Consider the following 23276-nt stretch of genomic DNA (forward strand, 5'->3'; position numbering starts at 1 on the left):
CGCGGAACGCGGCGAACTGGGGCCTGACGGTGATCCTGATCGGGGTCGTGACGCTCGGCGCGCACGTCGTGCTGCTCTTCGCCGCCTCCGCCACCCCGCCCGACGCCGCCGATCCCCTCACCGGCGAGGACCCGGCCCGCACGCCGCCCCTGCTCCACGACCTCGACGGAGTGGACGTCGACGTCGACATCACCCCTCCCGCGCAGCCCGGCTCCCTCTCGCTCTCCGTCGCCGCCGACGCCGTCGACCTCGCCGAGTCGGGCTCCACCGCCCTCCAGCGCCGGTTCACGGGCGGGCTCCCCACGGTCACCGTCACCGACTCGCGCGTCGGCGCGCAGAACGACTGGTACGTCCTCGCCTCGGCGAGCGCCCTCACCGGCCCGAGCGCCTCGATCGGAGCCGACCACCTCGGCTGGACCCCGCGCCTGATCACCGGCACCGGCGCCGTCGCGGGCGATCCGGTCGCCTCCTCCCTCGAGGGCGGCGCGGGCCTGCAGGACGCGCTGCTGCTCGGAGCCGCCGGCGGGGCCGGCACCTGGAGCGCCGACGCCGAGCTGCGGCTGCTGGCCGAGCCGGACGTCGAGGCCGGCTCCTACCGCTCGACGATCACGCTGTCGCTGTTCGCCTAGGCGCGGACCAGCGCAACGGCCGGGGACCGCGCCCCGCGGTCACTCCTGAGCGACCGCGACCGCCACGACGAGCGCGGAGTGGACCGTCGGCTCCGAGACGGCGAAGTAGCGGCTCGAGCCCTCGATCCAGGCCTCGGTCGCACCCTCCCTGGTGCGGAAGCGGACGGGCTCGTCGCTCGAGGTCCCACGCCCGTCGGCCTTCGCGACCGCCTGCGAGCGCAGATCGGCGAGCACCTGCTCCGCCGTCGTCGCCCCGGAGGCCACGCGGTCGCGGACGGTGCGGGCGCGCACCGCGTCGATCCCGATGTCGCGTCCGGTCGCCAGCGCCGCGACCACCGCGCCGTCGCAGTGCGCGATGCTGATCCGCATCCGCTCCAGCGCCGGGTGCTCGCCGCGGAGCACCGGGCGGCCGTGCGGTCCGGAGCAGCGCTCGCAGCGCGCGTCCACGGCGACCTCGAGGGGATCGATCCCGAGCGTCTCGGCGGCAAGCTCGCGCACGAGGACCCGGCCGAGGAGGAAGCCGTCCCGGACCTCGCGCCGACTCGTCGCCTCGTAGCGCAGGCGCTCGGCGAGGGTGAGCAGGCGCAGCATCCGGTGGCGGGCGGAGTCGAGGACCTCGGGCCGCGCCCAGCGCAGCTGCACGTCGTCGGTGGCGAGGAGGGGGAGTCCGGTCATGCCCCGGACGCTACGCACGCCAGGCGACATCGGCGTGACGGGAGGGTGGCCGGAGGGAGACGGGCCGCTGTTGACTGGGAGGCGTGCAGACCTTCCTCCCCTACCCCGACTTCCACCGCAGCGTCCGCGCCCTCGACGGCAAGCGGCTCGGCAAGCAGCGCGTCGAGACGCTGCAGGTCATGCGGGCGCTGACCGTTCCGGGGTACGGCTGGCAGAACCACCCCGTCACGCGGATGTGGCGGGGCTACCGACCGGCGCTGATGACCTACCAGCGCGAGACCTGCGCGGAGTGGACGGAGCGCGGCTTCGCCGACACGTGCCTCGTGAAGACCGAGGAGGCCCTCGCCGCCGCCCCGGAGGATCTCGCCGCCTACCTGACCGGCGACTATGCGCTCCCGCCGTGGTTCGGCGACGGGCGGCTGCACCTCTCGCACCGCTCGAAGCTCGTGGCCAAGGACGAGGACCACTACGGCCCGCTGTTCCCCGGCACGCCGCCGGGGCTCGACTACCTCTGGCCCGTCGGCGCCTGAGCTCAGGCCGCGGGCGGGCGGAGGAACGGGATCGCGATGCGCGGACGGAACACCTCGCGCTGGTTCGCCTTCACCAGTCCGCAGATGATCAGCACGAAGTGCACCAGCCAGAGCACGGCGAACAGCGTGATCGGGATGCCGATCGGATAGAAGTCCTTCGCGAGCGGGGTGTCGGAGGCGGCGAAGAGCAGCACGACGTGCGCGCCGAGCGTCACGACCCCGATCAGGATCACCGTCAGGCCCCAGTTCGCCGCGTTCCGCGCGTTCTCGGCGGCGAGCCCGCCCTTCCTCCGGGCGGACGGGTACACGGAGGCCATGACGATGCCGCCCACGATCAGGCTGAGGAACGGGATCCCGATGAACGCGAGGAAGCCGAGAGCGTACGAGAGGGCGCCCGTGGGCGGTGCGGGGACGGCCTGCGGGGGCGCGACCGGAGCGGCCTCCGGGGTCGTCGCGTCGGCCGGTCCGGGGTCGGAGGAGGGGCTCGCCATGCCGACAGCCTAGGGAACACCGTCCCCCGGGTCGCGGTCAGGGTCTTTTCAGGCCTCTGGCCGGGCCTTCGTCTTCGGGGGCTCTCGGGTTAGTCTGTCGAGGTTGACCTGCCGCACGGAGCGTGCAGGGCGTCGGCCGCGGTCGTCGCAGCATCCGGGGGGATTCGCGAAGGAGAAGGTTTGGCGTCCGACAGAAGGACCACCGCTGGTGTGGTCAAGGCGATCGTGGGCTTCCTGGGCATGAGCGTCGTGGCCGGAGTCCTCGTGACCGCCACCGTCACCCCGGCCGTGGCGCTCGCCGGAGTCGCCGCGAACCAGTCGATCGGCGTCTTCGACGGCCTGCCCGACTACCTCGAGGTCGACAAGCTCTCCGAGAAGAGCAACATCTACGCGACCGGCTCCGACGGCCCGCAGCTGCTCGCCTCCTTCTACGTCGAGAACCGCGTCGAGGTGCCGCTCGACCGCATCGCCCAGGCCGCCAAGGACGCCGCCGTCTCGGGTGAGGACCCCCGCTTCTACGACCACGGCGGAGTCGACCTCCCCGGCACGCTCCGCGCCGTCGCGCAGACCTACGTGCTCGGCAACGACGTGCAGGGCGGATCCTCGATCACCCAGCAGTACGTGAAGAACGTCCTCGTCGAGAAGGCCGTCCGCAACATCTCGGACGACGCCGAGCGCGCGGCCGCGATCGACGAGGCCACCCGGACCTCCCCCGAGCGCAAGCTCCGCGAGATGAAGCTCGCCATCGGGCTCGAGAAGCAGTACACGAAGGACCAGATCCTCCAGGGCTACCTCAACATCGCGTTCTTCGGAGGCACCACCTACGGCCTCGAGACCGCCGCGAACTACTACTACGCGACCTCGGCCGCGGACCTCTCGATCGCCCAGGCCGCGAGCCTCATCGCGATCGTCAACAACCCGGCCGTCCTGCGGATCGACCAGCCCGACAACCCGGACAACGGCGCCGCGAACGGCTACGCCCGCAACAAGGACCGCCGCGACTACATCATCGGCAAGATGCTCGAGGAGGGGAAGATCTCGCAGGAGGACCACGACGCCGCCGTCGCCACTCCGATCGAGCCCCGCATCACCCAGCCCAGCACCGGCTGCTCGACCGCGGGCAACGCGGGCTTCTTCTGCGACTACGTCACCAACGTCCTGAAGAACAACGAGATCTTCGGCGCCGACGAGGACACCCGCTGGACGAACTTCCGCCGCGGCGGCCTCGACGTCTACACGACGCTCGACGTCGGCCTGCAGGACGCGGCCGTCGCCGCCGTCGACGCGCAGGTCCCGCAGACCTGGAACTTCGACGTCGGAGCCGTCTCCGTCAGCGTCGAGGTCGGATCCGGGCGCGTGCTCGCGATGACGCAGAACAAGAAGTACTCGCAGGATCCGGACGTCCTCACGACCGACCCGTCCTACAGCGCCGTGAACTACAGCACCGATCGGGCCAACGGCGGATCCTCCGGGATCCAGCCGGGCTCGACCTACAAGCTCTTCACGCTGGTGGAGTGGCTGAAGGAGGGCCACAGCATCAACGAGTCGGTCGACGGGACGCGCAAGTCCACCTGGGGCACCTTCACGGACTCCTGCGTCTCCGGCGGCACCGACACGAGCAACGAGACGAGCGCGAAGAACGACGAGGGCGGCACCGGCGAGGTCGGCACCCCGGTGTCCTTCACGAAGACCTCCCTCAACACCGGCTTCGTCGGCATGGCCCGTGAGCTCGACCTGTGCGGCATCCGCGACACCGCGGTCGACATGGGCGTGAAGCAGGGCAGCGGCGAGGAGCTCGAGCACAACCCGTCGTCGGTGCTCGGCACGAACTACGTCTCGCCCCTCTCGATGGCCGGCGCCTTCGCCACCATCGCCTCCGGCGGCACGACCTGCGACCCCGTCGCGATCGACCGCATCACCGACTCCGCCGGAGCCGACCAGCCGGTGCCCCCGGCGAACTGCCGCCAGTCGATCGACCGCAACGTCGCCGCCACCGCGGCCGTCGCGCTGCAGGCGACCTTCACCGGCGGAGGGACGGCCGTGGCCTCCCGCACCGGCGACGGCGTTCCGCTGATCGGCAAGACCGGCACCACCGACGACGCGAAGGCCACCTGGATGACCGGAGCGAGCACCCGCGTCGCGACCGCCGTCGGCGTGTTCAACGTGAAGGGTGACGCGAACCTGCGCCTCGGCCGCTACTCCTTCGACTCCGGATCCGCCGCCACCGCGCGCCACCGCATCTGGCCGGTCGTCATGCGCGCCGCCGACGCGACGTACGGCGGGACGGCGTTCCCGGAGGCCGACGGCTCGCTGCAGGTCGTCCCGAAGGTCGACATCCCGGATGTCGTCGGGCTCTCCTCCGCCGACGCCGAGGCCAAGCTCGAGGCGGCCGGCTTCGGCGTCGTGCAGGGCGGCACGGAGGCGAGCGACGCCGCGGTCGGGACGGTCACCCGCGCCGACCCGTCGGGCTCGGCCCCGCGCGGCACCGCGATCACCGTGTTCACCAGCTCCGGCAACCAGAAGACCGTGCCGAACGTGACGGGCCAGGACCTGGAGGCCGCGAAGAACGCCTTCGGCGCCGCCGGCTTCACGAAGATCACGCTCGCCTGCGCCGAGGACCCGAAGGCGCCCGACGCCGGCCAGGTCACCGGGCAGGAGCCGGCCGGCGGCTCCCCCGTCGCTCCGGACGCCACGCTGAAGGTGACGATCACCGCGAAGAAGTGCCCCTGACCGGCGCCCGACGGCTCGCGAGAACGCGTCCGGCCCGCGAGGATCCTCGGATCCCGCGGGCCGGACGCGTTCCTGTCGGACGACGGCGTCGGAGCCGGGGCTACTGCCCGCGCCCCCGGATCGCGCCGACGATCGCGACGGTCGCGAAGTAGACGATGAGGGCCAGCACGCCGAACGAGGCGAGCGCCCCGCTGGCCTCGGCCCAGGGCCGTCGCTCGTCCGTCATGGTGCCGGGCATGACGATGTCGAGGGCGAACATGCCCACCGCCAGGGCGAAGCAGACGAGGCTCAGCACGAGCAGCGCCCGGACCGCCTTGCCCACGGGGTCGTAGTAGCGCGGGTTCGACATCGTGCCTCCGGTTCTCGTGCTCTCGTGTTTATCCCGCCCGGACCGCTGTGGCAAGCCGTGGGGACGCGAAGACCCCCGCCCCTCCCCCTCCGCGGGCGCCGCTCGCGACGACGGGCGGTGCCGTCGTCACGAGCGGTGTCTCGCGGGAGGAGGAGGGACGGGGGTCGGAGCGGGACCGGCTACGCGGCCAGCGGGAGGGCGGCGGCCGAGGTCACCAGCAGCTCGCCGGCGACGGCGTCGACGCGGACCGCGCCTCCGTCGGAGACCTCGCCGCTGACGAACAGGTCGGCGATCCGGTCGTCGATGGAGCGCTGGACGAGCCGGCGCAGGGGCCGGGCGCCGTACTGCGGCTCGTAGCCGTTCTCGGCGAGCCAGTCGACGGCCGCCTCCGTCACCTCGAGCGTCACCTCGCGGGGAGCGAGGCGGGAGCGCGTGGTGTCGAGGACGATGCCGACGATCTCCCGCAGCTGCTCGCGGCCGAGGCGGCGGAACAGGACGATCTCGTCGATCCGGTTGAGGAACTCGGGGCGCATCGCCTCGCGGAGACGGCCCATGACGCGATCGCGCAGGTCCTTCTCCGAGGCGAAGCCCTCGGCCGACGCGTCGCTCTGAGCGACGAAGCCGAGCGCACCCGACCGCGAGGCCAGGAACTCCGAGCCGAGGTTCGAGGTCATGATGATCACCGTGTTGCGGAAGTCGACCGTCCGCCCCTGGCCGTCGGTCAGACGCCCGTCGTCGAGCACCTGCAGCAGCAGGTTGAACACGTCGGGGTGCGCCTTCTCGATCTCGTCGAAGAGGACCACCGAGTACGGGTTCCGGCGCACGCGCTCGGTCAGCTGACCGGCCTCGTCGTAGCCGACGTACCCGGGAGGGGCGCCGACCAGCCGCGAGACCGTGTGACGCTCGCCGAACTCGCTCATGTCGAAGCGGATGACCGACTGCTCATCGGCGAAGAGGGAGCCCGCGAGGGTGCGCGCCAGCTCCGTCTTGCCGACACCGGTCGGACCGAGGAAGAGGAACGAGCCGACCGGGCGCGAGGAGTCGCCGAGGCCTGTGCGGCTGCGGCGGACGGCCCGGGCGACCGCGGTGACCGCGTCGTCCTGGCCGATGACCCGCTGGTGCAGCTCGGTCTCGAGGTGGGCGAGGCGCTCGCGCTCCCCCTCCGTGAGCCGCGACACCGGGATGCCGGTGGCGCGGGCGATGACGGCCGCGATCTCCGTCTCGCCGACGACCGCCTCCGCGGGGGCGCTGCCGGTGGCCGCGTCGAGCTCCGCCTGCACGGCGCTGATCTCGTCGCGGACGCGGGACGCCTCCTCGTAGTGCTCGGCCGAGACGGCCGCGTTCTTGTCGGCCTCCAGGGTCGCCAGACGCTCGAGCAGAGCTCCGGTGTCGACGCCGGCTCCGAGGCGGAGGCGGAGGCGCGCGCCGGCCTGGTCGATCAGGTCGATCGCCTTATCGGGCAGCACGCGGTCGGTGAGGTACCGGGCCGAGAGCTCGACGGAGGCGCGCAGGGCCTCGTCCGTGAAGCGCACGCGGTGGTGCTCCTCGTAGGCGGGGCGCAGGCCGTGCAGGATGGCGACCGCGTCCTCGATGCCGGGCTCGCCGACGCGGACCGGCTGGAAGCGCCGCTCCAGTGCCGGGTCCTTCTCGATGGTTCGGTACTCCTTGAGCGTGGTGGCGCCGACGAGGTGCAGGTCGCCTCGGGCCAGACGCGGCTTGAGGATGTTGCCCGCGTCCATGCCGCCCTCGCCGCCGCCGCCCGCACCGACGACGGTGTGGACCTCGTCGATGAAGACGATCAGCTCGCCGGAGTGCGCCGCGATCTCGTCCATGGTGCCGGTGAGGCGCTCCTCGAAGTCGCCGCGGTAGCGGGTGCCGGCCAGCATGCCGGGGAGGTCGAGCGAGATCACGCGCTTGCCGCGCAGCTGCTCGGGGACCTCCTCCGCCACGATCGCGCGGGCCAGGCCCTCGACGATGGCGGTCTTGCCGACGCCGGCCTCGCCGACGAGCACCGGGTTGTTCTTGGTGCGGCGGCTGAGGATCTCGACGGTCTGCTCGATCTCGTCGGCGCGCCCGATGACCGGGTCGAGTCGGCCCTCGCGGGCGAGAGCGGTGAGGTCGGTACCGAACTTGTCGAGCAGCGGAGTGTCGGAGGCGGGCTGTCCCGCCTCCTGCTGCTGCGGGGCCTCGGTCTCGCGCATGCCCTGGGTGAGGGCCTCGGCGGTGACGCCGGCGCGGGCGAGGACCTGCCCGGCGGGGGCGTCCTGGCCGAGCACGAGCGCGAAGAAGAGGTGCTCGGGCTCGATGTAGGTCGAGCCGCTGGAGCGGGCGACCTGGTAGGCGTGGAACAGCGCGCGCTGCGCGCTGGGGGTGATGGTGGCCGCGTTCTGCGAGGCGTGGGCCTCGTCGGCCTGCGGGAGGCGCGCCTCCGCGGCGGTGGCGATGGCGGCGGGGTCGACGCCGATGCGGCGCACGGCCTGCGAGACGGTCTCGTCGTCGATGAGCACGCGGAGCACGTGCAGGGCGTCGAGCTCGGTCTGGCCGCGCTCGAGGGCGAAGCGTCCTGCGGACTGCAGGATGTCGCGGGTACGGGCGGTGAGGAATCGGCTGAGGTCGATCGACCGCGCCGCGCGGGCGCGCTCACCGTCGAGGTAGCGGGCGAGGAAGTCGTCGAACGAGCTCGCTCCGGCCTCGCTGTAGTTGTCGGGCACCTGTCCTCCTGGGGAAGTTGAGTCGGTTACGCTCAAGTTCAACGCAGGGGTGCCGTTCCTATTCCCGCCCCTCCCCCGCGAGATGCCGCTTCGGTCCACGGCACACCGCGGCGGGCGTTCCGACCGGCGTCTCGCGAGGACGGGAAGAGGCACGGACTCCCCGGAGTCCGTGCCTCTCTGCGCCGACGCGCATTTCCTCCGGGGTGGGAGCTCTAGGGGACGAGGTAGCCCGCCGCGCGGAACAGCTCGTACCACTCCGGCCGCGTGAGCGGCACATCGGAGCCGAGGGCCGCATCGCGCACGCGCTGCTCGTTCGTCGTGCCGAGCACGACCTGCATGCCCGCCGGGTGGCGGGTGATCCAGGCGGTGGCCACGGCGATCGCCGGGACCCCGTACGTCGCTGCGAGCCGGTCGATGACGGCGTTCAGCTCGGGGTAGGCCGGGTTGTCGAGGAAGACGCCGGTGAAGAACCCCGCCTGGAAGGGCGACCACGCCTGGACGGTGATGTCGTTCAGGCGGCAGTAGTCGAGGATGCCGGCGTCGCGCATGACGGACTGGTCCTCGCCGACCATGTTGGAGGCGACGCCCTGCGCGATCAGCGGCGCATGGGTGATCGAGAGCTGCAGCTGGTTCGCCACGATCGGCTGGTTCAGCGACTTCTTCAGCAGCTCGATCTGGTACGGCGTCTGGTTCGAGACGCCGAAGTGCTTCACCTTGCCGGACGCGTGCAGCTCGTCGAATGCGCGGGCCACCTCATCGGGCTCGACGAGCGCGTCGGGCCGGTGCAGGAGCAGCACGTCGACGTAGTCGGTGCGCAGCGCCTTCAGCGAGCCCTCGACCGAGGCGATCAGGTGCTCGTACGAGAAGTCGAAGTAGGGGCCGTCCGGGACGATGCCCGCCTTGGTCTGCAGGACGACCTGCTCGCGCTCCGACGGGGTCAGCGCCATCGCCTCGGCGAAGCGCTCCTCGCAGCGGTGCAGCTCGCCGCCGTACACGTCGGCATGGTCGAAGAAGTCGATGCCGGAGTCGCGGGCGGCGCCGACGAGGCCGCGGATCGCCTCGTCGCTCATCTCGGGGATGCGCATGAGGCCGAGGACGACGTTCGGGGAGTCGACACCGGAGGTGCCGAGGGGGACGTGCTTCACAGGGAGTGCTCCTTCGCTGGATACCTCGTCCACGGTAGGCGCCCCGCCTGGGCGCCGTCCAACAGGGGGTGCTGGTGCGATTCATCCGGTGGAGTGGTGAATCGGCGGAGGGCGTCGAGTATGCCGGACGAACGTGGTGCCGCGACCCCGACTCCTCGGCAGGGAGGGAGTCCTTCGTCGTTCGTCCTGAGTTCTGAACGGCTTGTCCGCGCATCGCGACGGTGGAAGGCTGCCGCCATGACGATCGAGGTGCGCGCAGCCACCGTCTTCGACGACCTGGCGACGATGGTCGGCCCGAAGCGCCCCGACGCGAGCGTGTGCTGGTGCCTGAGCTACCGGCTCCGCTCCTCCGTCGAGAACCGGGCTCTCGCCGGTCCCGCTCGCGGCGCCCGGGTGCGGGAGCTCGTCGCGGAGGATCCTCCGCCCGGCGTCCTCGCGTACGACGGCGACGAGGTGGTCGGCTGGGCGGCGGTGCACCCACGGGCCGACACGAGCTACGCGACGAACCGGCGCATCCCGCACGTGGACGCCCTCGACGTGTGGAGCGTGTGGTGCCTGCGCGTGCGGCCCGGCTTCCGCGGACGCGGGATCTCGCATCCGCTGCTCGAGGGCGCCGTCGAGTTCGCCCGATCGCAGGGGGCACCGGCGATCGAGGGCTACCCGGTCGACAACGCCGGCACGGAGGTCGACCTGACGATGGCGTACGTCGGCACGCGCTCGCTGTTCGAGCGCGCCGGCTTCGAGAAGGCCGCGGACACGACCTCGGTGCTCGACGGCTTCCCCCGGGTGCTGATGCGCCTGGCCCTCTGAGGCGCGCACGACGGCCGCTCCGGCCCCGCTCCGCGAGACACCGACGTGCCGCGCGAGGCGCCGCCGGCAGGACGGCGCCTCGGCGACAGGGCGGCGCCTCGCCGGGTGCGGTGACCCGGCGCCCGCCCGCCGCCCGGAGACGAGGAACGGCCCCTCACCCGCGAGGGGAGGGGCCGTTCGCCGTGGAGGCCGGGACGTAGTGTCGACGCCTAGAAGTCCCAGTCCTCGTCCTCGGTGTTCACGGCCTTGCCGATCACGTAGGAGGAGCCGGAGCCCGAGAAGAAGTCGTGATTCTCGTCCGCGTTGGGCGAGAGGGCCGACAGGATCGCGGGGTTCACATCGGTGACCTGCTTGGGGAACATCGGCTCGTAGCCGAGGTTCATCAGCGCCTTGTTGGCGTTGTAGTGCAGGAACTTCTTGACGTCCTCGGTCAGGCCGAGCTGGTCGTAGAGGTCCTGCGTGTACTGCGCCTCGTTGTCGTAGAGCTCGTAGAGCAGCGAGAACGTGTAGTCCTTGATCTCGTCGCGCTTGGCCTGGTCGACCCGCTCGAGCCCCTTCTGGAACTTGTAGCCGATGTAGTAGCCGTGCACGGCCTCGTCGCGGATGATCAGGCGCACGAGGTCGGCCGTGTTGGTGAGCTTGGCGCGCGAGGACCAGTACATCGGCAGGTAGAAGCCCGAGTAGAAGAGGAACGACTCCAGCAGCGTGGAGGCGACCTTCCGCTTCAGCGGGTCGTCGCCGCGGTAGTAGTCCATCACGATGGACGCCTTCTTCTGCAGGTTCGGGTTCTCCATCGACCAGCGGAAGGCCTCGTCGATGTCCTGGGTGTTCGACAGGGTCGAGAACACCGAGGAGTACGACTTGGCGTGGACCGACTCCATGAACGCGATGTTCGTGTAGACGGCCTCCTCGTGAGGCGTGATCGCGTCCGGGATGAGCGAGACGGCGCCGACGGTGCCCTGCACGGTGTCGAGCAGGGTGAGCCCGGTGAACACGCGCATGGTGAGCTGCTGCTCCTGGTGCGTGAGCGTGTTCCACGACTGGATGTCGTTCGACAGCGGGACCTTCTCGGGCAGCCAGAAGTTGCTCGTGAGGCGGTTCCACACCTCGACGTCCTTGTCGTCCTGGATCCGGTTCCAGTTGATCGCCTGGACGGAGTCGACGAGCTTGAGCTTCTCGGGGGGAGTCATGATTCCTTCTCGCTGCTGCGGATGGGTCGTGCGGAGGGGGGTGGGGCTGCGTGCTCTAGAGCATGCACGAGACGCACTGGTCGAGCTCGGTGCCCTCGAGCGCCAGCTGACGGATGCGGATGTAGTAGATCGTCTTGATGCCCTTGCGCCAGGCGTAGATCTGAGCGCGGTTGACGTCGCGGGTGGTCGCCGTGTCCTTGAAGAAGAGCGTGAGCGAGAGGCCCTGGTCGACGTGCTGCGTGGCGGCGGCGTAGGTGTCGATGATCTTCTCGTAGCCGATCTCGTACGCGTCCTGGTAGTACTCCAGGTTGTCGTTCGTCATGAACGGCGCCGGGTAGTAGACGCGGCCGAGCTTGCCCTCCTTGCGGATCTCGATCTTCGACGCGATCGGGTGGATCGAGGACGTCGAGTTGTTGATGTACGAGATCGAGCCGGTCGGCGGGACGGCCTGCAGGTTCTGGTTGTAGATGCCGTGCTCCATGACCGAGGCCTTGAGCGCACGCCAGTCGTCCTGGGTGGGGACCGCGATGCCCGAGTCGGCGAAGAGGCGGGAGACGCGCTCGGTGGCCGGCGCCCACTCCTTCTCCGTGTAGGTGTCGAAGAACTCGCCCGAGGCGTACTTCGAGTCGGCGAAGCCCTCGAAGGTGGTGCCGCGCTCGATGGAGAGGTTGTTGGAGGCGCGCAGGGCGTGGAACAGCACCGAGTAGAAGTAGATGTTGGTGAAGTCGATGCCCTCCTCGGATCCGTAGTGGATCCGCTCGCGGGCGAGGTAGCCGTGCAGGTTCATCTGGCCGAGGCCGATGGCGTGCGACTTGTCGTTGCCGTCCTCGATCGAGCGGACCGAGGTGATGTGCGACTGGTCGGACACCGAGGTGAGGCCGCGGATCGCGGTCTCGATGGTGCGGCCGAAGTCGGGCGAGTCCATCGTCAGCGCGATGTTCAGCGAGCCGAGGTTGCAGGAGATGTCCTTGCCGATCTCCGCGTAGGAGAGGTCCTCGTTGTAGGTCGTCGGGGTGTTGACCTGGAGGATCTCGGAGCAGAGGTTGGACATGTTGATGCGGCCCTTGATCGGGTTCGCCTGGTTCACCGTGTCCTCGAACACGATGTAGGGGTAGCCCGACTCGAACTGGATCTCGGCGATGGTCTGGAAGAACTCGCGCGCCGAGATCTTGGTCTTCTTGATGCGCGGGTCGTCGACCATCTCGCGGTACTTCTCCGAGAGGGAGATGTCGCCGAAGGGGATGCCGTAGACGCGCTCGACGTCGTAGGGCGAGAAGAGGTACATGTCCTCGTTGTTCTTCGCGAGCTCGAACGTGATGTCGGGCACGACGACGCCGAGGGAGAGCGTCTTGATGCGGATCTTCTCGTCGGCGTTCTCGCGCTTGGTGTCGAGGAAGCGGAGGATGTCGGGGTGGTGCGCCGAGAGGTACACCGCTCCCGCGCCCTGGCGCGCGCCGAGCTGGTTGGCGTAGCTGAAGCTGTCCTCGAGGAGCTTCATCACGGGGATGATGCCCGAGGACTGGTTCTCGATCTGCTTGATCGGGGCGCCGGCCTCGCGGATGTTCGAGAGCGAGAGGGCGACGCCGCCGCCGCGCTTGGAGAGCTGGAGCGCGGAGTTGATGCCGCGGGCGATCGACTCCATGTTGTCCTCGATGCGCAGCAGGAAGCAGGAGACGAGCTCGCCGCGCTGGGCCTTGCCGGTGTTGAGGAAGGTCGGGGTCGCGGGCTGGAAGCGGCCGGCGACGATCTCCTCGACGAGGGCGGTCGCGAGCGTCTCGTCGCCCTGGGCGAGGCCGAGGGCGGTCATCACGACGCGGTCCTCGAAGCGCTCGAGGTAGCGCTTCCCGTCGAACGTCTTGAGCGTGTACGAGGTGTAGTACTTGAACGCGCCGAGGAAGGTCGCGAAGCGGAACTTCTTCGAGTACGCCAGGTCGTTGAGCTGCTGGATGAACTCGAACGAGTACTGGTCGAGCACGGCCTGCTCGTAGTACTCCTTCTCGACCAGGTAGTCGAGGCGCTCCTTGAGCGTGTGGAAGAACACCGTGTTCTGGTTGACGTGCTGCAGGAAGAACTCGCGAGCGGCCTCGCGGTCCTTGTCGAACTGGATCTCTCCGTTCGGGCCGTAGAGGTTCAGCATCGCGTTGAGCGAGTGGTAGTCCATCTGTGCGGCGTCGCGGGGAGCGTCGATCACTGCTGCGTCCAAAACGTGTCCAATCCTTCGTCGACGGCGCGGACGTCGTCGGGTGTTCCGAATACTTCGAATCGATAGAGGTGCGGCACCTCGCACTTGCGGGCGATGATGTCGCCGGCGAGGCAGTACGCCTCGCCGAAGTTCGTGTTGCCGGCGCCGATGACGCCGCGGATCAGGGAGCGGTTGCACGGATCGTTGAGGAACCGGATGACCTGCTTGGGGACCGCTCCCCCGCCGTTGCCGCCGCCGTAGGTGGGGAGGACGAGCACGTACGGCTCGTGGACGTGGAGCGTGTCGAGGGCGGCTCCGTCGCGGCGGGCGTGGAGCGGGATGCGCTGCGCCGGCCGTCCGAGCTTCTCGATGAACCGGTGCGTGTTCCCCGAGCTGCTGGAGAAGTACACGAGCCCGCTCATCCTTCGGCCCCTCTCCCCGTCAGCTGCTGTTCTCGGTCCCGCCTCCGAGGCGGCTGCGCGGTGAGCCGCAAGGCGGAGGAGGAGGCCGCAGCGGCGCTACGGCGTCCGCCGACGACGCCGCGGATCGCCGTCCGTGCGCCTCAGAGGGTCGCGATCTTGTCGGGGCGGAAGCCGGACCAGTGGTCGTCGTCCGTGATGACGACCGGCGCCTGGAGGTAGCCGAGGGCCTTGACGGCCTCGAGGGCCTTCTCGTCCACGGAGAGGTCGAACACCTCGTAGTCGATGCCCTTGCTGTCGAGGGCGCGGTACGTCGCGGTGCACTGGACGCAGGAGGGCTTGGTGTAGACCGTCACAGCCATGGGTGTCGCCTTTCGGAGGGGGTGTCCCGGTGCCGCTCCCCGACCGGCGGCCCGCGATGCGGGCGGGGTCGGAGGGTGGTCCGGGTGAGTTCTGGGTGCCGGTGGGGCTCTCGCTCCGACCTGCTCAGCAATACTACATATAGGGGGCGGGCCGGTGTCAGCCCACTAGACGTAGTAGTTACAGCCGTGTAGTTATCCACCGGTTCCTCCCCCGTTCATCCACAGGCCGGAGCCCGTGGAACCGCGGGAGGACGCGGATCCGGACGAACCATCCACAGGTGTGGACAGAAGGATCCCGTTCACTGTGTACAACGCGCCACGGCGTGTCGGCATGCCCGACCGGTGGGGTCCGCGCGGCGGCTCGACCACAAGATGTGGTGGTCGGATCGCATCTCGGGGCATGCCCGGACGGTACGCCCGACCACCGACACCGCGAACGGTCAGAGGAGCTGCGCGGCCCACTCCCGGGCGACGGCGCGCAGGTGCGGGAACGGGTCCGCGAGGGCCGCGGACGAGGAGCCCGCCGCCTCCGTCAGCGACACCGCAGCGGTGAAGCCGGGAGTCGGCGCCGCGATCGCCCCGGCGACGAGGAGCGTCCGCGCCCCGGCCGCCTCGGCGAGCGCGAGGACGTGCACCGGGACCTTGCCGGCGGCGGACTGCGCGTCGAAGCGCCCCTCCCCCGTGATGACGACGTCCGCGCCCGCGAGGAGCGCCGGGAGCCCGATCGCCCGTCCGACGGCGTCGGCGCCGGAGGTCGGGCGCGCGCCCCAGGCGAGCAGCCCGAAGCCCGTCCCGCCCGCCGCCCCGGAGCCCGGCGCATCGGGATCCGCGTCCAGGTGCGCAGCGAGACGGCGGAGGCCGCTCTCGAGGAGGAGGACGTCCTCGGGGCCGGCCCCCTTCTGCGGTCCGAAGACGCGGGCCGCCCCGGAGTCGCCGAGCAGCGGGGTCGCGACGTCGCTGAGCACGACCGCGCCTCCGGGCGGCAGAGGACGCAGCCCGCGGACGTCGGCGGCGGCGAGCGCGGGCAGCGCACCGCCTCCCTCGCCGAGGTCGCGGCCGGAGGTGGTGGAGAAGCGTGCGCCGAGCTCGCGGAGCGCTCCGACTCCGCCGTCGGTCGAGGCGCTGCCGCCGATCGCCAGCAGCAGGGCGTGCGCCCCCGCGTCAAGGGCGGCGGCGATCGCGCGGCCGAAGCCGCGCGTGTGCGCGGTGAGCGGTCGGAGCGGGTCGAGCAGCGTGATGCCGCTCGTGGAGGCGAGCTCGACGACGGCTGTCCCGTCGGGGAGCAGCAGCCACCAGGCGCGGACCGGCCGGGAGTCCGGGCCGGGCACGACGGCCGGCAGCCGCTGCGACCCCGGGACCGCGAGCGCGAAGGCCTCGACCGTGCCCTCTCCCCCGTCGGCCATCGGCGCGAGGACGATCTCGTCCCCCGCGCGCGCAGCGCTCCAGCCCTCGGCGATCGCCCGCGCGACCTCGACCGCGCTCGCCGACCCCTTGAAGGAGTCGGGCGCGACGACGACCCTCAGCCTGCCCACGCGCTCAGTGTGGCACCGCGCCGCCGCTCAGAGCGGGGTCGCGAGCCGGTAGCCGCGCTTGATCACCGTCGCCACGAGCCGCGGTTCGGGGAGGGCCTGACGGAGGCGGCTGACGGCGACGTCGACCGCGTGGTCGTCGAGAGCCTCCGGCGCGGAGGCCGCGAGGACGTGACGCGCGACGGTCGCGCCCTCGGCGGCGACGAGAGTCCGGAACAGCGCGAGCGCGACCGGGGTCAGCGCCACCCGGGTCCCGGCCAGGACGGCGTGCCGGCCTCGGAGCTCGAGAGTGCCGAAGGCCGTCTCGATGCGGGGCGACGCCTGCTCGAGGTGCTCGCAGGTCAGGCGGATGAGCGCGCCCATCCGGAACCGGTCCGGCACGACCGGGAGGATCCCTGCCTCGACCAGGGGTGCTGCGGTCACCGGGCCGACGGCGGCGGCGACCACCGTCTCGCGGAAGGCCGCCTGGAGGTCGTCGAGGCGGCCCGCGGCCTCCGCGACCGTGAAGAGCGCCTCCACCGCCGGCGCGCTGGTGAAGGTGACGGCGTCGATGCCCCCTCCGCAGACCGCGTCGATCAGCCGCAGCACCCGGGCGGAGTCCTCGTGCACGCTCCAGCGGTAGGGCGCGGCCGTGAGCACCCGGGCGCCGGCGTCGCGGAGACGCTGCAGCTGAGCCGGGTCGGTGAATCCGTGCAGCTGCACCGCGATCGTGCGGCCGGCGACGCCCTCGCGCAGGGCCAGGTCGACGAGGGAGGTGGTCGTCTCGCGCTCGCTCATCCCGTGGTCGTCGAGACCCGCCGCACGGATCGCTCCGCGCGCCTTGGGTCCGCGGACGAGGATCCGCGCGGAGGACAGCGCGTCGGCCAGCTCGATCCCCGCGGCGTCCGCGGCCTCGAGCCAGCGCCGCAGGCCGTAGGAGGTGGTGGCGAGGAGCACGTCGGGACGGGCGGCGACGATGGCGCGGGTCTCCTCCTCGAGCGCGCCCTCGGTGTCGACGCCGCGCATGCGGATGGTGGGGGCGTGCGTGACGGCGGCACCGCGGCGCTCGAACGCGGCGATCAGGTCCTCGGAGCGGCGGTCGGAGGTGACCCCGATGCGGAAGCCGTCCAGCTGGTCGGGTCGGAACCCCACGGCGGCGTCGGGATCGGTGCCGGTCATGCTCGGCCCCCTCGGGGTCTCACGCGGTCAGTGCATCGACCGCTCGGGCGATGCTCTCGGGGTCCCCCGCATCATGGCACGCGGCCTGCCGGACCACCTCGCCGATGACGATCACGGCGGGCGAGCGCGGTGCCAGCTCGGCGAGCAGGCCGAGCACTGCGCCGACCGACGAGACCGTCGTGCGCTGGTCGCGCGACCAGCCCCGCTCGACTATCGCGAGGGGCGTGTCGGCGCGCATCCCGGCGCGCTGCAGCCCGGCGACGAGGTGCGGGAGGGTGTTCACGCCCATCAGCACCACGATCGTCCCGCCCAGCCCGGCCAGATGGCCGAGCTCCTGCTCGCTGAACGGCGCATGGCCCGAGACCACGGTGAAGGCCCTGCTGACCTCGCGGTGGGTGACCGGGATCCCGGCGGCGGCGGGCACCGAGATCGCGCTGGTCACTCCGGGGACGACCGTGGAGCCGACGCCGGCGAGCCGGCACGCGCGCACCTCCTCCGACCCGCGGCCGAACACGAACGGATCGCCGCCCTTGAGGCGCACGACGTCCAGACCCGCGAGGGCCCGCTCGATCATCAGCCGCTCGATCTCGTGCTGCGGCACCGCATGATGACCCGGCGTCTTGCCGACGTCGATCAGCTCGGCGCCGGGCGCCCACTCGGCCAGGCCCTCGTGCGGACCGAGCCGGTCGAAGAGCACCACGTCCGCGTCGCGGAGGGCGCGGCGGGCGGCGAGGGTCATCAGATCCGGATCGCCGGGGCCGCCGCCGACGATGCTGACGTGCCCGACCGGCCGGGTCGGCGCGGGGGCCTCGTCGACGATCCAGGGGCAGAGCTCGGCCGCCGCTGCTCGGAGCGGCGCCGGCCCCTCCACCCACACGATCAGGGCCTGGGGCGCCGGGGTGAGCGCGTCCTCCGCCTCGTGCCGCTCGACGAGTGCGCCGGCGGCTCGGTAGCGGGCGAGCACGCGGCGGGTCCCGGAGGCGGTGCCGATCACGAGCACGCGGCGTCCGGCGAGGTCGAGGGAGAGCTGCATCACGAGTCCGATCCGATCCCGGCCGGACCGACGGGGATCCTCGGCCCCGCGACCAGCACGGGTCCGTCCGGTCTCTCGTCCCGGCCGGCGGGCCGGACCTGCCCGCGCTCGCGCACGGTCGCGACGCGCGGATCCGCGGTGTCCGGGGCGTTCACGAAGGAGCGGAAGCGGCGGAGCCGGTCGGGATCGGCGAGGGTCGCCGCCCACTCGTCGACGTAGGTGTCGACGTGCGTGGCCATGGCGGCCTCCAGCTCGGCGGCGATGCCGAGCGAGTCCTCGCAGACCACCTCGCGCACGTGCTCGAGTCCGCCGGGGAGCTCCTCCTGCCAGCGGGCGGTGCGCTGGAGCCGCTCGGCCGTGCGCACGTAGTACATGACGTAGCGGTCGATGTAGCGCACCAGGGTCTCGTCGTCGAGGTCCTGCGCGAGCAGCTGGGCGTGCGCCGGCTGGTAGCCGCCGTTGCCGCCGACGTAGAGGTTCCAGCCGAGGTCGCTCGCGATGACGCCGATGTCCTTCCCCCGCGCCTCGGCGCACTCGCGGGCGCAGCCGCTGACCCCGAGCTTGAACTTGTGCGGCGAGCGGAGACCCCGGTACCGCTCCTCGAGGAAGACCGCCATCCCGACCGCGTCCTGGACTCCGAAGCGGCACCAGGTCGATCCGACGCACGACTTGACCGTGCGCAGCGACTTGCCGTACGCCTGACCCGACTCGAAGCCGGCGTCGACGAGGAGGCGCCAGATCTCGGGCAGCTGCTCGAGGCGGGCGCCGAACATGTCGATCCGCTGCCCGCCGGTGATCTTCGTGTAGAGGCCGTACTGCTCGGCGACCTCGGCGATCACCTTGAGCTTCGCCGGCGTGATCTCGCCTCCGGGGATCCGCGGGACGACGGAGTAGGTGCCGTCCTTCTGCATGTTGGCCAGGGCGCGGTCGTTGGTGTCCTGCAGCGGCGCCTGGCCGCCGTCGAGGATGTAGGCGTTCGTCTGGGTGGCGAGGACGGAGGCGATCACCGGCTTGCACACGTCGCAGCCCAGCCCGGAGCCGAAGCGCTCCATCACCTGCTCGGCCGAGTGCAGCCCGAGGATGCGGACCGACTCGAACAGCTCGCTGCGGCTGAGCGCCACATGCTCGCAGAGGGCGCGGGAGACCTCGACGCCCGCACGGATCAGCTCCGTGTCGAGCAGCTTCTTCACCAGGGGCACGCACGATCCGCACTGGGTGCCCGCGCGGGTGCAGGCCTTGAGCGGCCCCAGCTCGGTGCACCCCTCGCCGATCGCGTGGCGGACCTCGCCGACCGAGACGTTGTTGCACGAGCAGACCTGGGCGTCGTCCGGAAGGTCGCCCGAGGGCGCCTCCGCCCCCGCCGCCGCGAGGTAGGCGCCGGGCTCGGCCGGCAGCTCGCGCCCCAGCAGCGGGCGGAGGGAGGAGTAGGGGCCCGCGTCGCCGACGAACATCCCGCCGAGCAGCGTGCGCGCATCGTCCGAGACGACGACCTTCTGGTAGAGACCGCGGGCCGGATCGGCGTAGACGACCTCGAGCGCTCCCTCCGTGGTGCCGAGGGCGTCGCCGAAGCTGGCGACCTCCACGCCCGAGAGCTTGAGCTTGGTGGCGTCGTCGACCCCCGGGAAGGTCGCGTCGCCGCCGAGGATCCGGTCGGCGACCACCTCCGCCATCGCGTTGGCGGGTGCGACGAGCCCGACCGTGCGGCCGGCGATCGCGGCGACCTCGCCGATGGCCCAGACTCCCGCCCTGCTGGTGCGGCAGGCCTCGTCGACGACCACGCCTCCGCGCGGTGCGACCTCGATCCCGACCGCTCGGGCGAGCTCGTCGCGCGCCGTGATCCCGATGGAGAAGACCACGAGATCGGCGCTGATGCTGCTGCCGTCGGTCAGCGCGACGCCGAGCACCGTCCCCGTCGGCGAGGTGAGGATCGCGGTGGGCCGGTTGCCGAGGTGCAGCGCGATCCCCTGCGCCGAGATGATGCGGCCGAGGGCCTGCCCGGCGCCCTCGTCGAGCTGCGCGCTCATCAGCCAGCGGCCGGAGTGGACGAGGGCGGTGCGCGCACCGAGACGGTGAGCGCCTCCCGCCGCCTCGAGGCCGAGCAGACCGCCGCCGACCACGACCACGATCGCGGGGCGTCCGCGCCGGGCGCGGAACGCGGCGAGCTCGGCGACGAGCCCGTCCACGTCCTCGAGCGTGCGGTAGACGCGGCCGTGCTCGGCGCCCTCGATCGGCGGGACCGTGGCGGAGGAGCCCGTCGCCAGGACGATCTCGTCGCCCTCGAGGGAGCGGCCGTCCGCGAGCTCGACGCGCAGGCGGTCGGGATCGATCGCGACGACACGGGAGGAGGTGATCAGCCGCGCCGACTCCCACAGAGCGCCGTCGCCCAGAGTCAGGTCGTGCTCGCCGTCGAGGCGCTTCGAGAGTGCGACGCGGTCGTAGGGACGGTGCACCTCCTCGCCGAGGACGGTGATCTCCAGCGCCTGGTCGCCGGCCCGGGCGACGAGCGCGTCGACCAGGCGGTGCGCGGCGGGTCCCGCTCCGACGACGAGCACGCGTCGGGGCCGGGCGGCGGGGTTCGCTCCAGGAGTCATGACGTCCACCGTAGGGACGGCCCGTTTCCCCGCCGTTGCCCCTGTGTAACAGCGTGTGACGCGCGCCTCTCGGCGAGCGCCGCAGGCCGTGAGGGCTTCGTTACGCCCGTGACACCGGAGGCGTGCTCGCACGAAACGCGCGATCCCTACCGTTGCCTCATCGCGTCCGACCGGATGCGGTGGCCCACCCGCAGGAAGAAGGCGCAGCGATGACCCTCCTCGATCGGCTCGCCCCCGCGACCGCCACCACCTGGGTGCCGGCCTGCGCCGTCGGCGACCTCGAGCCGCTCTGGGGCGAGGCCGCCCTGGTCGGCGGTGTGCAGCTCGCCCTGTTCCTCCTGCCCGACGGGCGGGTGCGGGCCGTCTCGAACCTCGACCCCGCGACCGGCGCCGCCGTGCTCTCACGCGGCATCGTCGGCTCGCGTCTGGTCGACGGGGTGCAGCGGCCCACGATCGCCTCCCCCCTGCACAAGGACGTCTTCGACCTCGAGACCGGCGCCTGCTTCACACGAGCGGAGCTGCACCTCGCCACCTGGCAGGTGCGCGAGAGCGACGGCACGATCGAGGTCGCCCAGCGGACCGCTCTGGTCGCCGCGTCCCACGGGACCTCCGACGACGACGGGAGGCGTGCCGTCGCCGCGCTGGTCGAGGCGGTCCGCCGGGCCAACCCGGCGCTGGACGTGCTCGACTCCTTCGTCGACGTGCAGCAGCCCGACGTCCCCGCGACCCTGGGTTCTCTCGAGCCGGACCGGCCGGCGGTGGTCGTGCCGCTGCTGCTCTCGGCCGGCTACCACGTGCACGTCGACCTCGCCGAGGCCGCGGCGGAGGCGGAGCGGCCGGTGCGGGTCTCGGGCGCGCTCGGACCCGATCCCCGCCTGGCGCGCGTGCTCGCCCGCCGGCTCCACGAGGCAGGGCTCGACGACGGCGACCGCGTCGTGCTCGCCGCTGCCGGCTCGAGCGACGCCGGTGCCGTCGCGGACTGCTGGACCACCGGCCGCCTCCTCGCCGCCGAGCTCGGCCGCGAGGTGAGCACCTCGTTCATCTCGGCCGCCGAGCCGCGGATCGCGGAGGCGGTCGCCGCCGAGCGCGCCGCCCACCCCGGCGCGCGCGTCGTGGTCGCCACCTACCTGCTCGCGCCCGGCTACTTCGCCGGCCTGGCCGCCTCCGCGGGGGCCGACCTCGCCTCCGCTCCCCTCCTCACCGCCGTCGATCCGCCCGCCCGCGAGCTGGTCGACATCGTCTCGGAGCTGTTCGGGCGCAACGCCTGACGCCTCCTCCCCGCACCACCACCGCTCCACCTCCCCGTCCCGAGCGCGCCCTCGCGCGCGCCGCCCACCCTCCGGAGGACCACGATGACTGCTGCACCCCCGACCACCGTCCCCACGACCGCCGCCACATCCACCGGCATCATCCGACGGCCGGGCCGCTGGATCGACGGCTGGAACCCCGAGGACCCCGCCCAGTGGGAGGCGGAGGGACGCTCCGTCGCCGCTCGCAATCTGAGGTGGTCGATCTTCGCCGAGTTCCTCGGCTTCGTCGTCTGGCAGCTCTGGTCGGTCGTCGTCGTCTCGCTGCCGGCGGCCGGGTTCGCCTTCGACACCGGGCAGATCTTCTGGCTCATCTCGATGCCGAGCCTCGTCGGCGCCACCCTGCGGATCCCGTACACGTTCATGGTCCCCCGCTTCGGCGGCCGCAACTGGACGATCGTGTCGGCGGGCCTCCTGCTGATCCCGAGCGTCGGACTCGGCATCGCGGTCTCGAATCCGGAGACCCCGTTCGGCGTCATGCTCCTGGTGGCCGCGCTCGCCGGCTTCGGCGGCGGCAACTTCGCCAGCTCGATGGCGAACATCACCTTCTTCTACCCGCACGCGCAGAAGGGCTGGGCTCTGGGGCTCAACGCCGCGGGCGGCAACCTGGGCGCCTCCGTCGCGCAGCTCGTCGTGCCGATCGCGATCACCGTCGGCGCCGCGGCCACGCTGAACCTGCCGATCGCCGGCTTCCTCTGGGTCCCCCTGATCGTCGTGGCGATGATCGGCGCCGCCAAGCGCATGGACAACCTCTCGACCGCGAAGTCCGACGTCGCCGCCTCCCTCGCCGCGCTCCGCGAGCCGCACCTCTGGCTGCTGGCCGTGCTCTACATCGGCACCTTCGGGTCCTTCATCGGATTCGCCGGCGTGTTCCCGAAGCTCATCGCCGACACCTTCCCCGAGTTCTCCGGCTTCGCCGTCGGCTCGGCGACGGTCGGCCTCGCGTTCCTCGGCTCCCTGGTGGGCTCGCTGTCCCGCCCCTCCGGCGGCCGTCTGGCCGACCGCTTCGGCGGAGCACCTGTCACGGTCCTCGCCTTCGTCGCCATGGGCGCCGGGATCCTCGGCGTGATCGCGACACTGCCGCTCGGCAGCTTCTGGCTCTTCCTCGCCTGCTTCCTCGTGCTCTTCTCGGCGGCCGGCATCGGCAACGGCGCGACCTACCGCATGATCCCCACGGTGTTCGCCCTCCGCGCCCGCCAGCGCGGCGACGACGGCATCGGCGCCCAGCGCACGTCCGCCGCGGCGCTCGGCCTGATCTCGGCGATCGGCGCCTACGGCGGCTTCGTGATCCCCCAGCTGCTCGGCTTCTCCAAGACCGAGTTCGGCGACTACACCACGGCGCTGGGCTGGTTCGTCGGCGCCTACGCGGTGATGCTCGCGATCACGGCCGGCGTCTACCTCCGCCTCGCCGCGAAGACGGGGACCCGGATCTGAC

The 23276-nt window shown here is 71.8% G+C and carries 19 protein-coding genes; 6 read left to right on the plus strand and 13 right to left on the minus strand.

The genetic code is table 11. From position 1 onward, the window contains the following. Positions 1–629, plus strand: a 629-nt coding sequence (locus tag C5C33_RS18645; RefSeq protein WP_104261491.1) for a hypothetical protein, incomplete at its 5' end; no start/stop codon positions are given. Between the two features lie 39 nt (positions 630–668). Here the strand turns inward: C5C33_RS18645 and C5C33_RS14795 are convergent. Further along, on the minus strand, positions 669–1304 hold the full coding sequence (locus C5C33_RS14795; RefSeq protein ID WP_104224364.1) for a 4'-phosphopantetheinyl transferase superfamily protein: 636 nt from the start codon (positions 1302–1304) through the stop codon (positions 669–671). Between the two features lie 83 nt (positions 1305–1387). Here C5C33_RS14795 and C5C33_RS14800 point away from each other — a divergent pair, with 83 nt between their 5' ends. Continuing rightward, entirely contained in the window at positions 1388–1834 is a 447-nt protein-coding gene (locus tag C5C33_RS14800) for an MSMEG_6728 family protein (protein ID WP_104261492.1), read from the plus strand. Positions 1835–1836: 2 nt separating this feature from the next. On the opposite strand, the gene C5C33_RS14805 is transcribed toward C5C33_RS14800, so the two are convergent. Further along, positions 1837–2325 carry a DUF4870 domain-containing protein gene (locus C5C33_RS14805; RefSeq protein ID WP_104261493.1) on the minus strand — a complete coding sequence of 163 codons (489 nt, stop codon included), beginning with the start codon at positions 2323–2325 and terminating at the stop codon, positions 1837–1839. A 180-nt stretch (positions 2326–2505) separates the two neighbouring features. Here C5C33_RS14805 and C5C33_RS14810 point away from each other — a divergent pair, with 180 nt between their 5' ends. Then, positions 2506–5055 (plus strand): transglycosylase domain-containing protein, encoded by a 2550-nt coding sequence (locus C5C33_RS14810; RefSeq protein WP_258069262.1) that lies wholly within the window; start codon positions 2506–2508, stop codon positions 5053–5055. A 100-nt stretch (positions 5056–5155) separates the two neighbouring features. Here C5C33_RS14810 and C5C33_RS14815 read toward each other — a convergent pair whose 3' ends face one another. The 3 genes from C5C33_RS14815 to C5C33_RS14825 form a co-directional block, all read right to left on the minus strand. After that, on the minus strand, positions 5156–5404 hold the full coding sequence (locus C5C33_RS14815) for a hypothetical protein (RefSeq protein ID WP_104224361.1): 249 nt from the start codon (positions 5402–5404) through the stop codon (positions 5156–5158). Between the two features lie 179 nt (positions 5405–5583). Next, positions 5584–8115 carry an ATP-dependent Clp protease ATP-binding subunit gene (locus C5C33_RS14820; RefSeq protein ID WP_104261494.1) on the minus strand — a complete coding sequence of 844 codons (2532 nt, stop codon included), beginning with the start codon at positions 8113–8115 and terminating at the stop codon, positions 5584–5586. A gap of 212 nt (positions 8116–8327) precedes the next feature. Beyond that, a complete protein-coding gene (locus C5C33_RS14825; protein WP_258069263.1) occupies positions 8328–9260 on the minus strand; it encodes an aldo/keto reductase family oxidoreductase in 933 nt (310 codons plus the stop codon). 237 nt (positions 9261–9497) lie between these two features. On the opposite strand from C5C33_RS14825, the gene C5C33_RS14830 reads away from it, so the two are divergent. Beyond that, the gene (locus C5C33_RS14830) at positions 9498–10070 is read left to right on the plus strand and encodes a GNAT family N-acetyltransferase (protein ID WP_104261495.1); all 573 of its coding nucleotides are present in this window, start codon (positions 9498–9500) and stop codon (positions 10068–10070) included. Between the two features lie 209 nt (positions 10071–10279). Here C5C33_RS14830 and nrdF read toward each other — a convergent pair whose 3' ends face one another. The 8 genes from nrdF to nirB form a co-directional block, all read right to left on the minus strand. Further along, complete coding sequence (gene nrdF, locus C5C33_RS14835) at positions 10280–11260, minus strand: class 1b ribonucleoside-diphosphate reductase subunit beta (protein WP_104224358.1); 981 nt, start codon at positions 11258–11260, stop codon at positions 10280–10282. A 55-nt stretch (positions 11261–11315) separates the two neighbouring features. Beyond that, positions 11316–13421 carry a class 1b ribonucleoside-diphosphate reductase subunit alpha gene (gene nrdE / locus C5C33_RS14840; RefSeq protein WP_104261503.1) on the minus strand — a complete coding sequence of 702 codons (2106 nt, stop codon included), beginning with the start codon at positions 13419–13421 and terminating at the stop codon, positions 11316–11318. Positions 13422–13447: 26 nt separating this feature from the next. Then, on the minus strand, positions 13448–13864 hold the full coding sequence (gene nrdI / locus C5C33_RS14845) for a class Ib ribonucleoside-diphosphate reductase assembly flavoprotein NrdI (protein WP_104224357.1): 417 nt from the start codon (positions 13862–13864) through the stop codon (positions 13448–13450). Positions 13865–14004: 140 nt separating this feature from the next. Next, a complete protein-coding gene (gene nrdH / locus C5C33_RS14850) occupies positions 14005–14223 on the minus strand; it encodes a glutaredoxin-like protein NrdH (protein WP_068255139.1) in 219 nt (72 codons plus the stop codon). 440 nt (positions 14224–14663) lie between these two features. Beyond that, on the minus strand, positions 14664–15746 hold the full coding sequence (locus tag C5C33_RS14855; RefSeq protein ID WP_219814955.1) for a glycerate kinase: 1083 nt from the start codon (positions 15744–15746) through the stop codon (positions 14664–14666). A 36-nt stretch (positions 15747–15782) separates the two neighbouring features. Next, positions 15783–16910, minus strand: a complete 1128-nt coding sequence (locus C5C33_RS14860) for a uroporphyrinogen-III synthase (protein WP_104238252.1) — start codon at positions 16908–16910, stop codon at positions 15783–15785. Between the two features lie 19 nt (positions 16911–16929). Continuing rightward, positions 16930–17943 carry a uroporphyrinogen-III C-methyltransferase gene (gene cobA / locus C5C33_RS14865; RefSeq protein WP_104261504.1) on the minus strand — a complete coding sequence of 338 codons (1014 nt, stop codon included), beginning with the start codon at positions 17941–17943 and terminating at the stop codon, positions 16930–16932. Continuing rightward, positions 17943–20534 (minus strand): nitrite reductase large subunit NirB, encoded by a 2592-nt coding sequence (gene nirB, locus C5C33_RS14870; protein ID WP_104224354.1) that lies wholly within the window; start codon positions 20532–20534, stop codon positions 17943–17945. The genes cobA and nirB overlap by 1 nt, the downstream gene beginning before the upstream one ends. A gap of 209 nt (positions 20535–20743) precedes the next feature. Here nirB and nirD point away from each other — a divergent pair, with 209 nt between their 5' ends. Together nirD and C5C33_RS14880 are read left to right on the plus strand one after the other, a co-directional pair. After that, the gene (gene nirD / locus C5C33_RS19155; protein WP_104261497.1) at positions 20744–21802 is read left to right on the plus strand and encodes a nitrite reductase small subunit NirD; all 1059 of its coding nucleotides are present in this window, start codon (positions 20744–20746) and stop codon (positions 21800–21802) included. Positions 21803–21886: 84 nt separating this feature from the next. Next, complete coding sequence (locus C5C33_RS14880; RefSeq protein ID WP_104224352.1) at positions 21887–23275, plus strand: MFS transporter; 1389 nt, start codon at positions 21887–21889, stop codon at positions 23273–23275. Position 23276: the final 1 nt, after the last annotated feature.

Source organism: Rathayibacter sp. AY1H3 (assembly GCF_002932015.1).

Excerpts from the sequence above, each read along its gene's own strand:
- cobA (WP_104261504.1), bottom strand. The coding sequence starts at position 17,943 with ATGCAGCTCTCCCTCGACCTCGCCGGACGCCGCGTGCTCGTGATCGGC.
- nirB (WP_104224354.1), bottom strand. The coding sequence starts at position 20,534 with ATGACTCCTGGAGCGAACCCCGCCGCCCGGCCCCGACGCGTGCTCGTC.
- C5C33_RS14830 (WP_104261495.1), top strand. The coding sequence starts at position 9,498 with ATGACGATCGAGGTGCGCGCAGCCACCGTCTTCGACGACCTGGCGACG.
- C5C33_RS14805 (WP_104261493.1), bottom strand. The coding sequence starts at position 2,325 with ATGGCGAGCCCCTCCTCCGACCCCGGACCGGCCGACGCGACGACCCCG.
- nirD (WP_104261497.1), top strand. The coding sequence starts at position 20,744 with ATGACCCTCCTCGATCGGCTCGCCCCCGCGACCGCCACCACCTGGGTG.
- nrdH (WP_068255139.1), bottom strand. The coding sequence starts at position 14,223 with ATGGCTGTGACGGTCTACACCAAGCCCTCCTGCGTCCAGTGCACCGCG.
- nrdE (WP_104261503.1), bottom strand. The coding sequence starts at position 13,421 with ATGGACTACCACTCGCTCAACGCGATGCTGAACCTCTACGGCCCGAAC.
- C5C33_RS14860 (WP_104238252.1), bottom strand. The coding sequence starts at position 16,910 with ATGACCGGCACCGATCCCGACGCCGCCGTGGGGTTCCGACCCGACCAG.
- C5C33_RS14880 (WP_104224352.1), top strand. The coding sequence starts at position 21,887 with ATGACTGCTGCACCCCCGACCACCGTCCCCACGACCGCCGCCACATCC.
- C5C33_RS14815 (WP_104224361.1), bottom strand. The coding sequence starts at position 5,404 with ATGTCGAACCCGCGCTACTACGACCCCGTGGGCAAGGCGGTCCGGGCG.
- nrdF (WP_104224358.1), bottom strand. The coding sequence starts at position 11,260 with ATGACTCCCCCCGAGAAGCTCAAGCTCGTCGACTCCGTCCAGGCGATC.
- C5C33_RS14795 (WP_104224364.1), bottom strand. The coding sequence starts at position 1,304 with ATGACCGGACTCCCCCTCCTCGCCACCGACGACGTGCAGCTGCGCTGG.
- nrdI (WP_104224357.1), bottom strand. The coding sequence starts at position 13,864 with ATGAGCGGGCTCGTGTACTTCTCCAGCAGCTCGGGGAACACGCACCGG.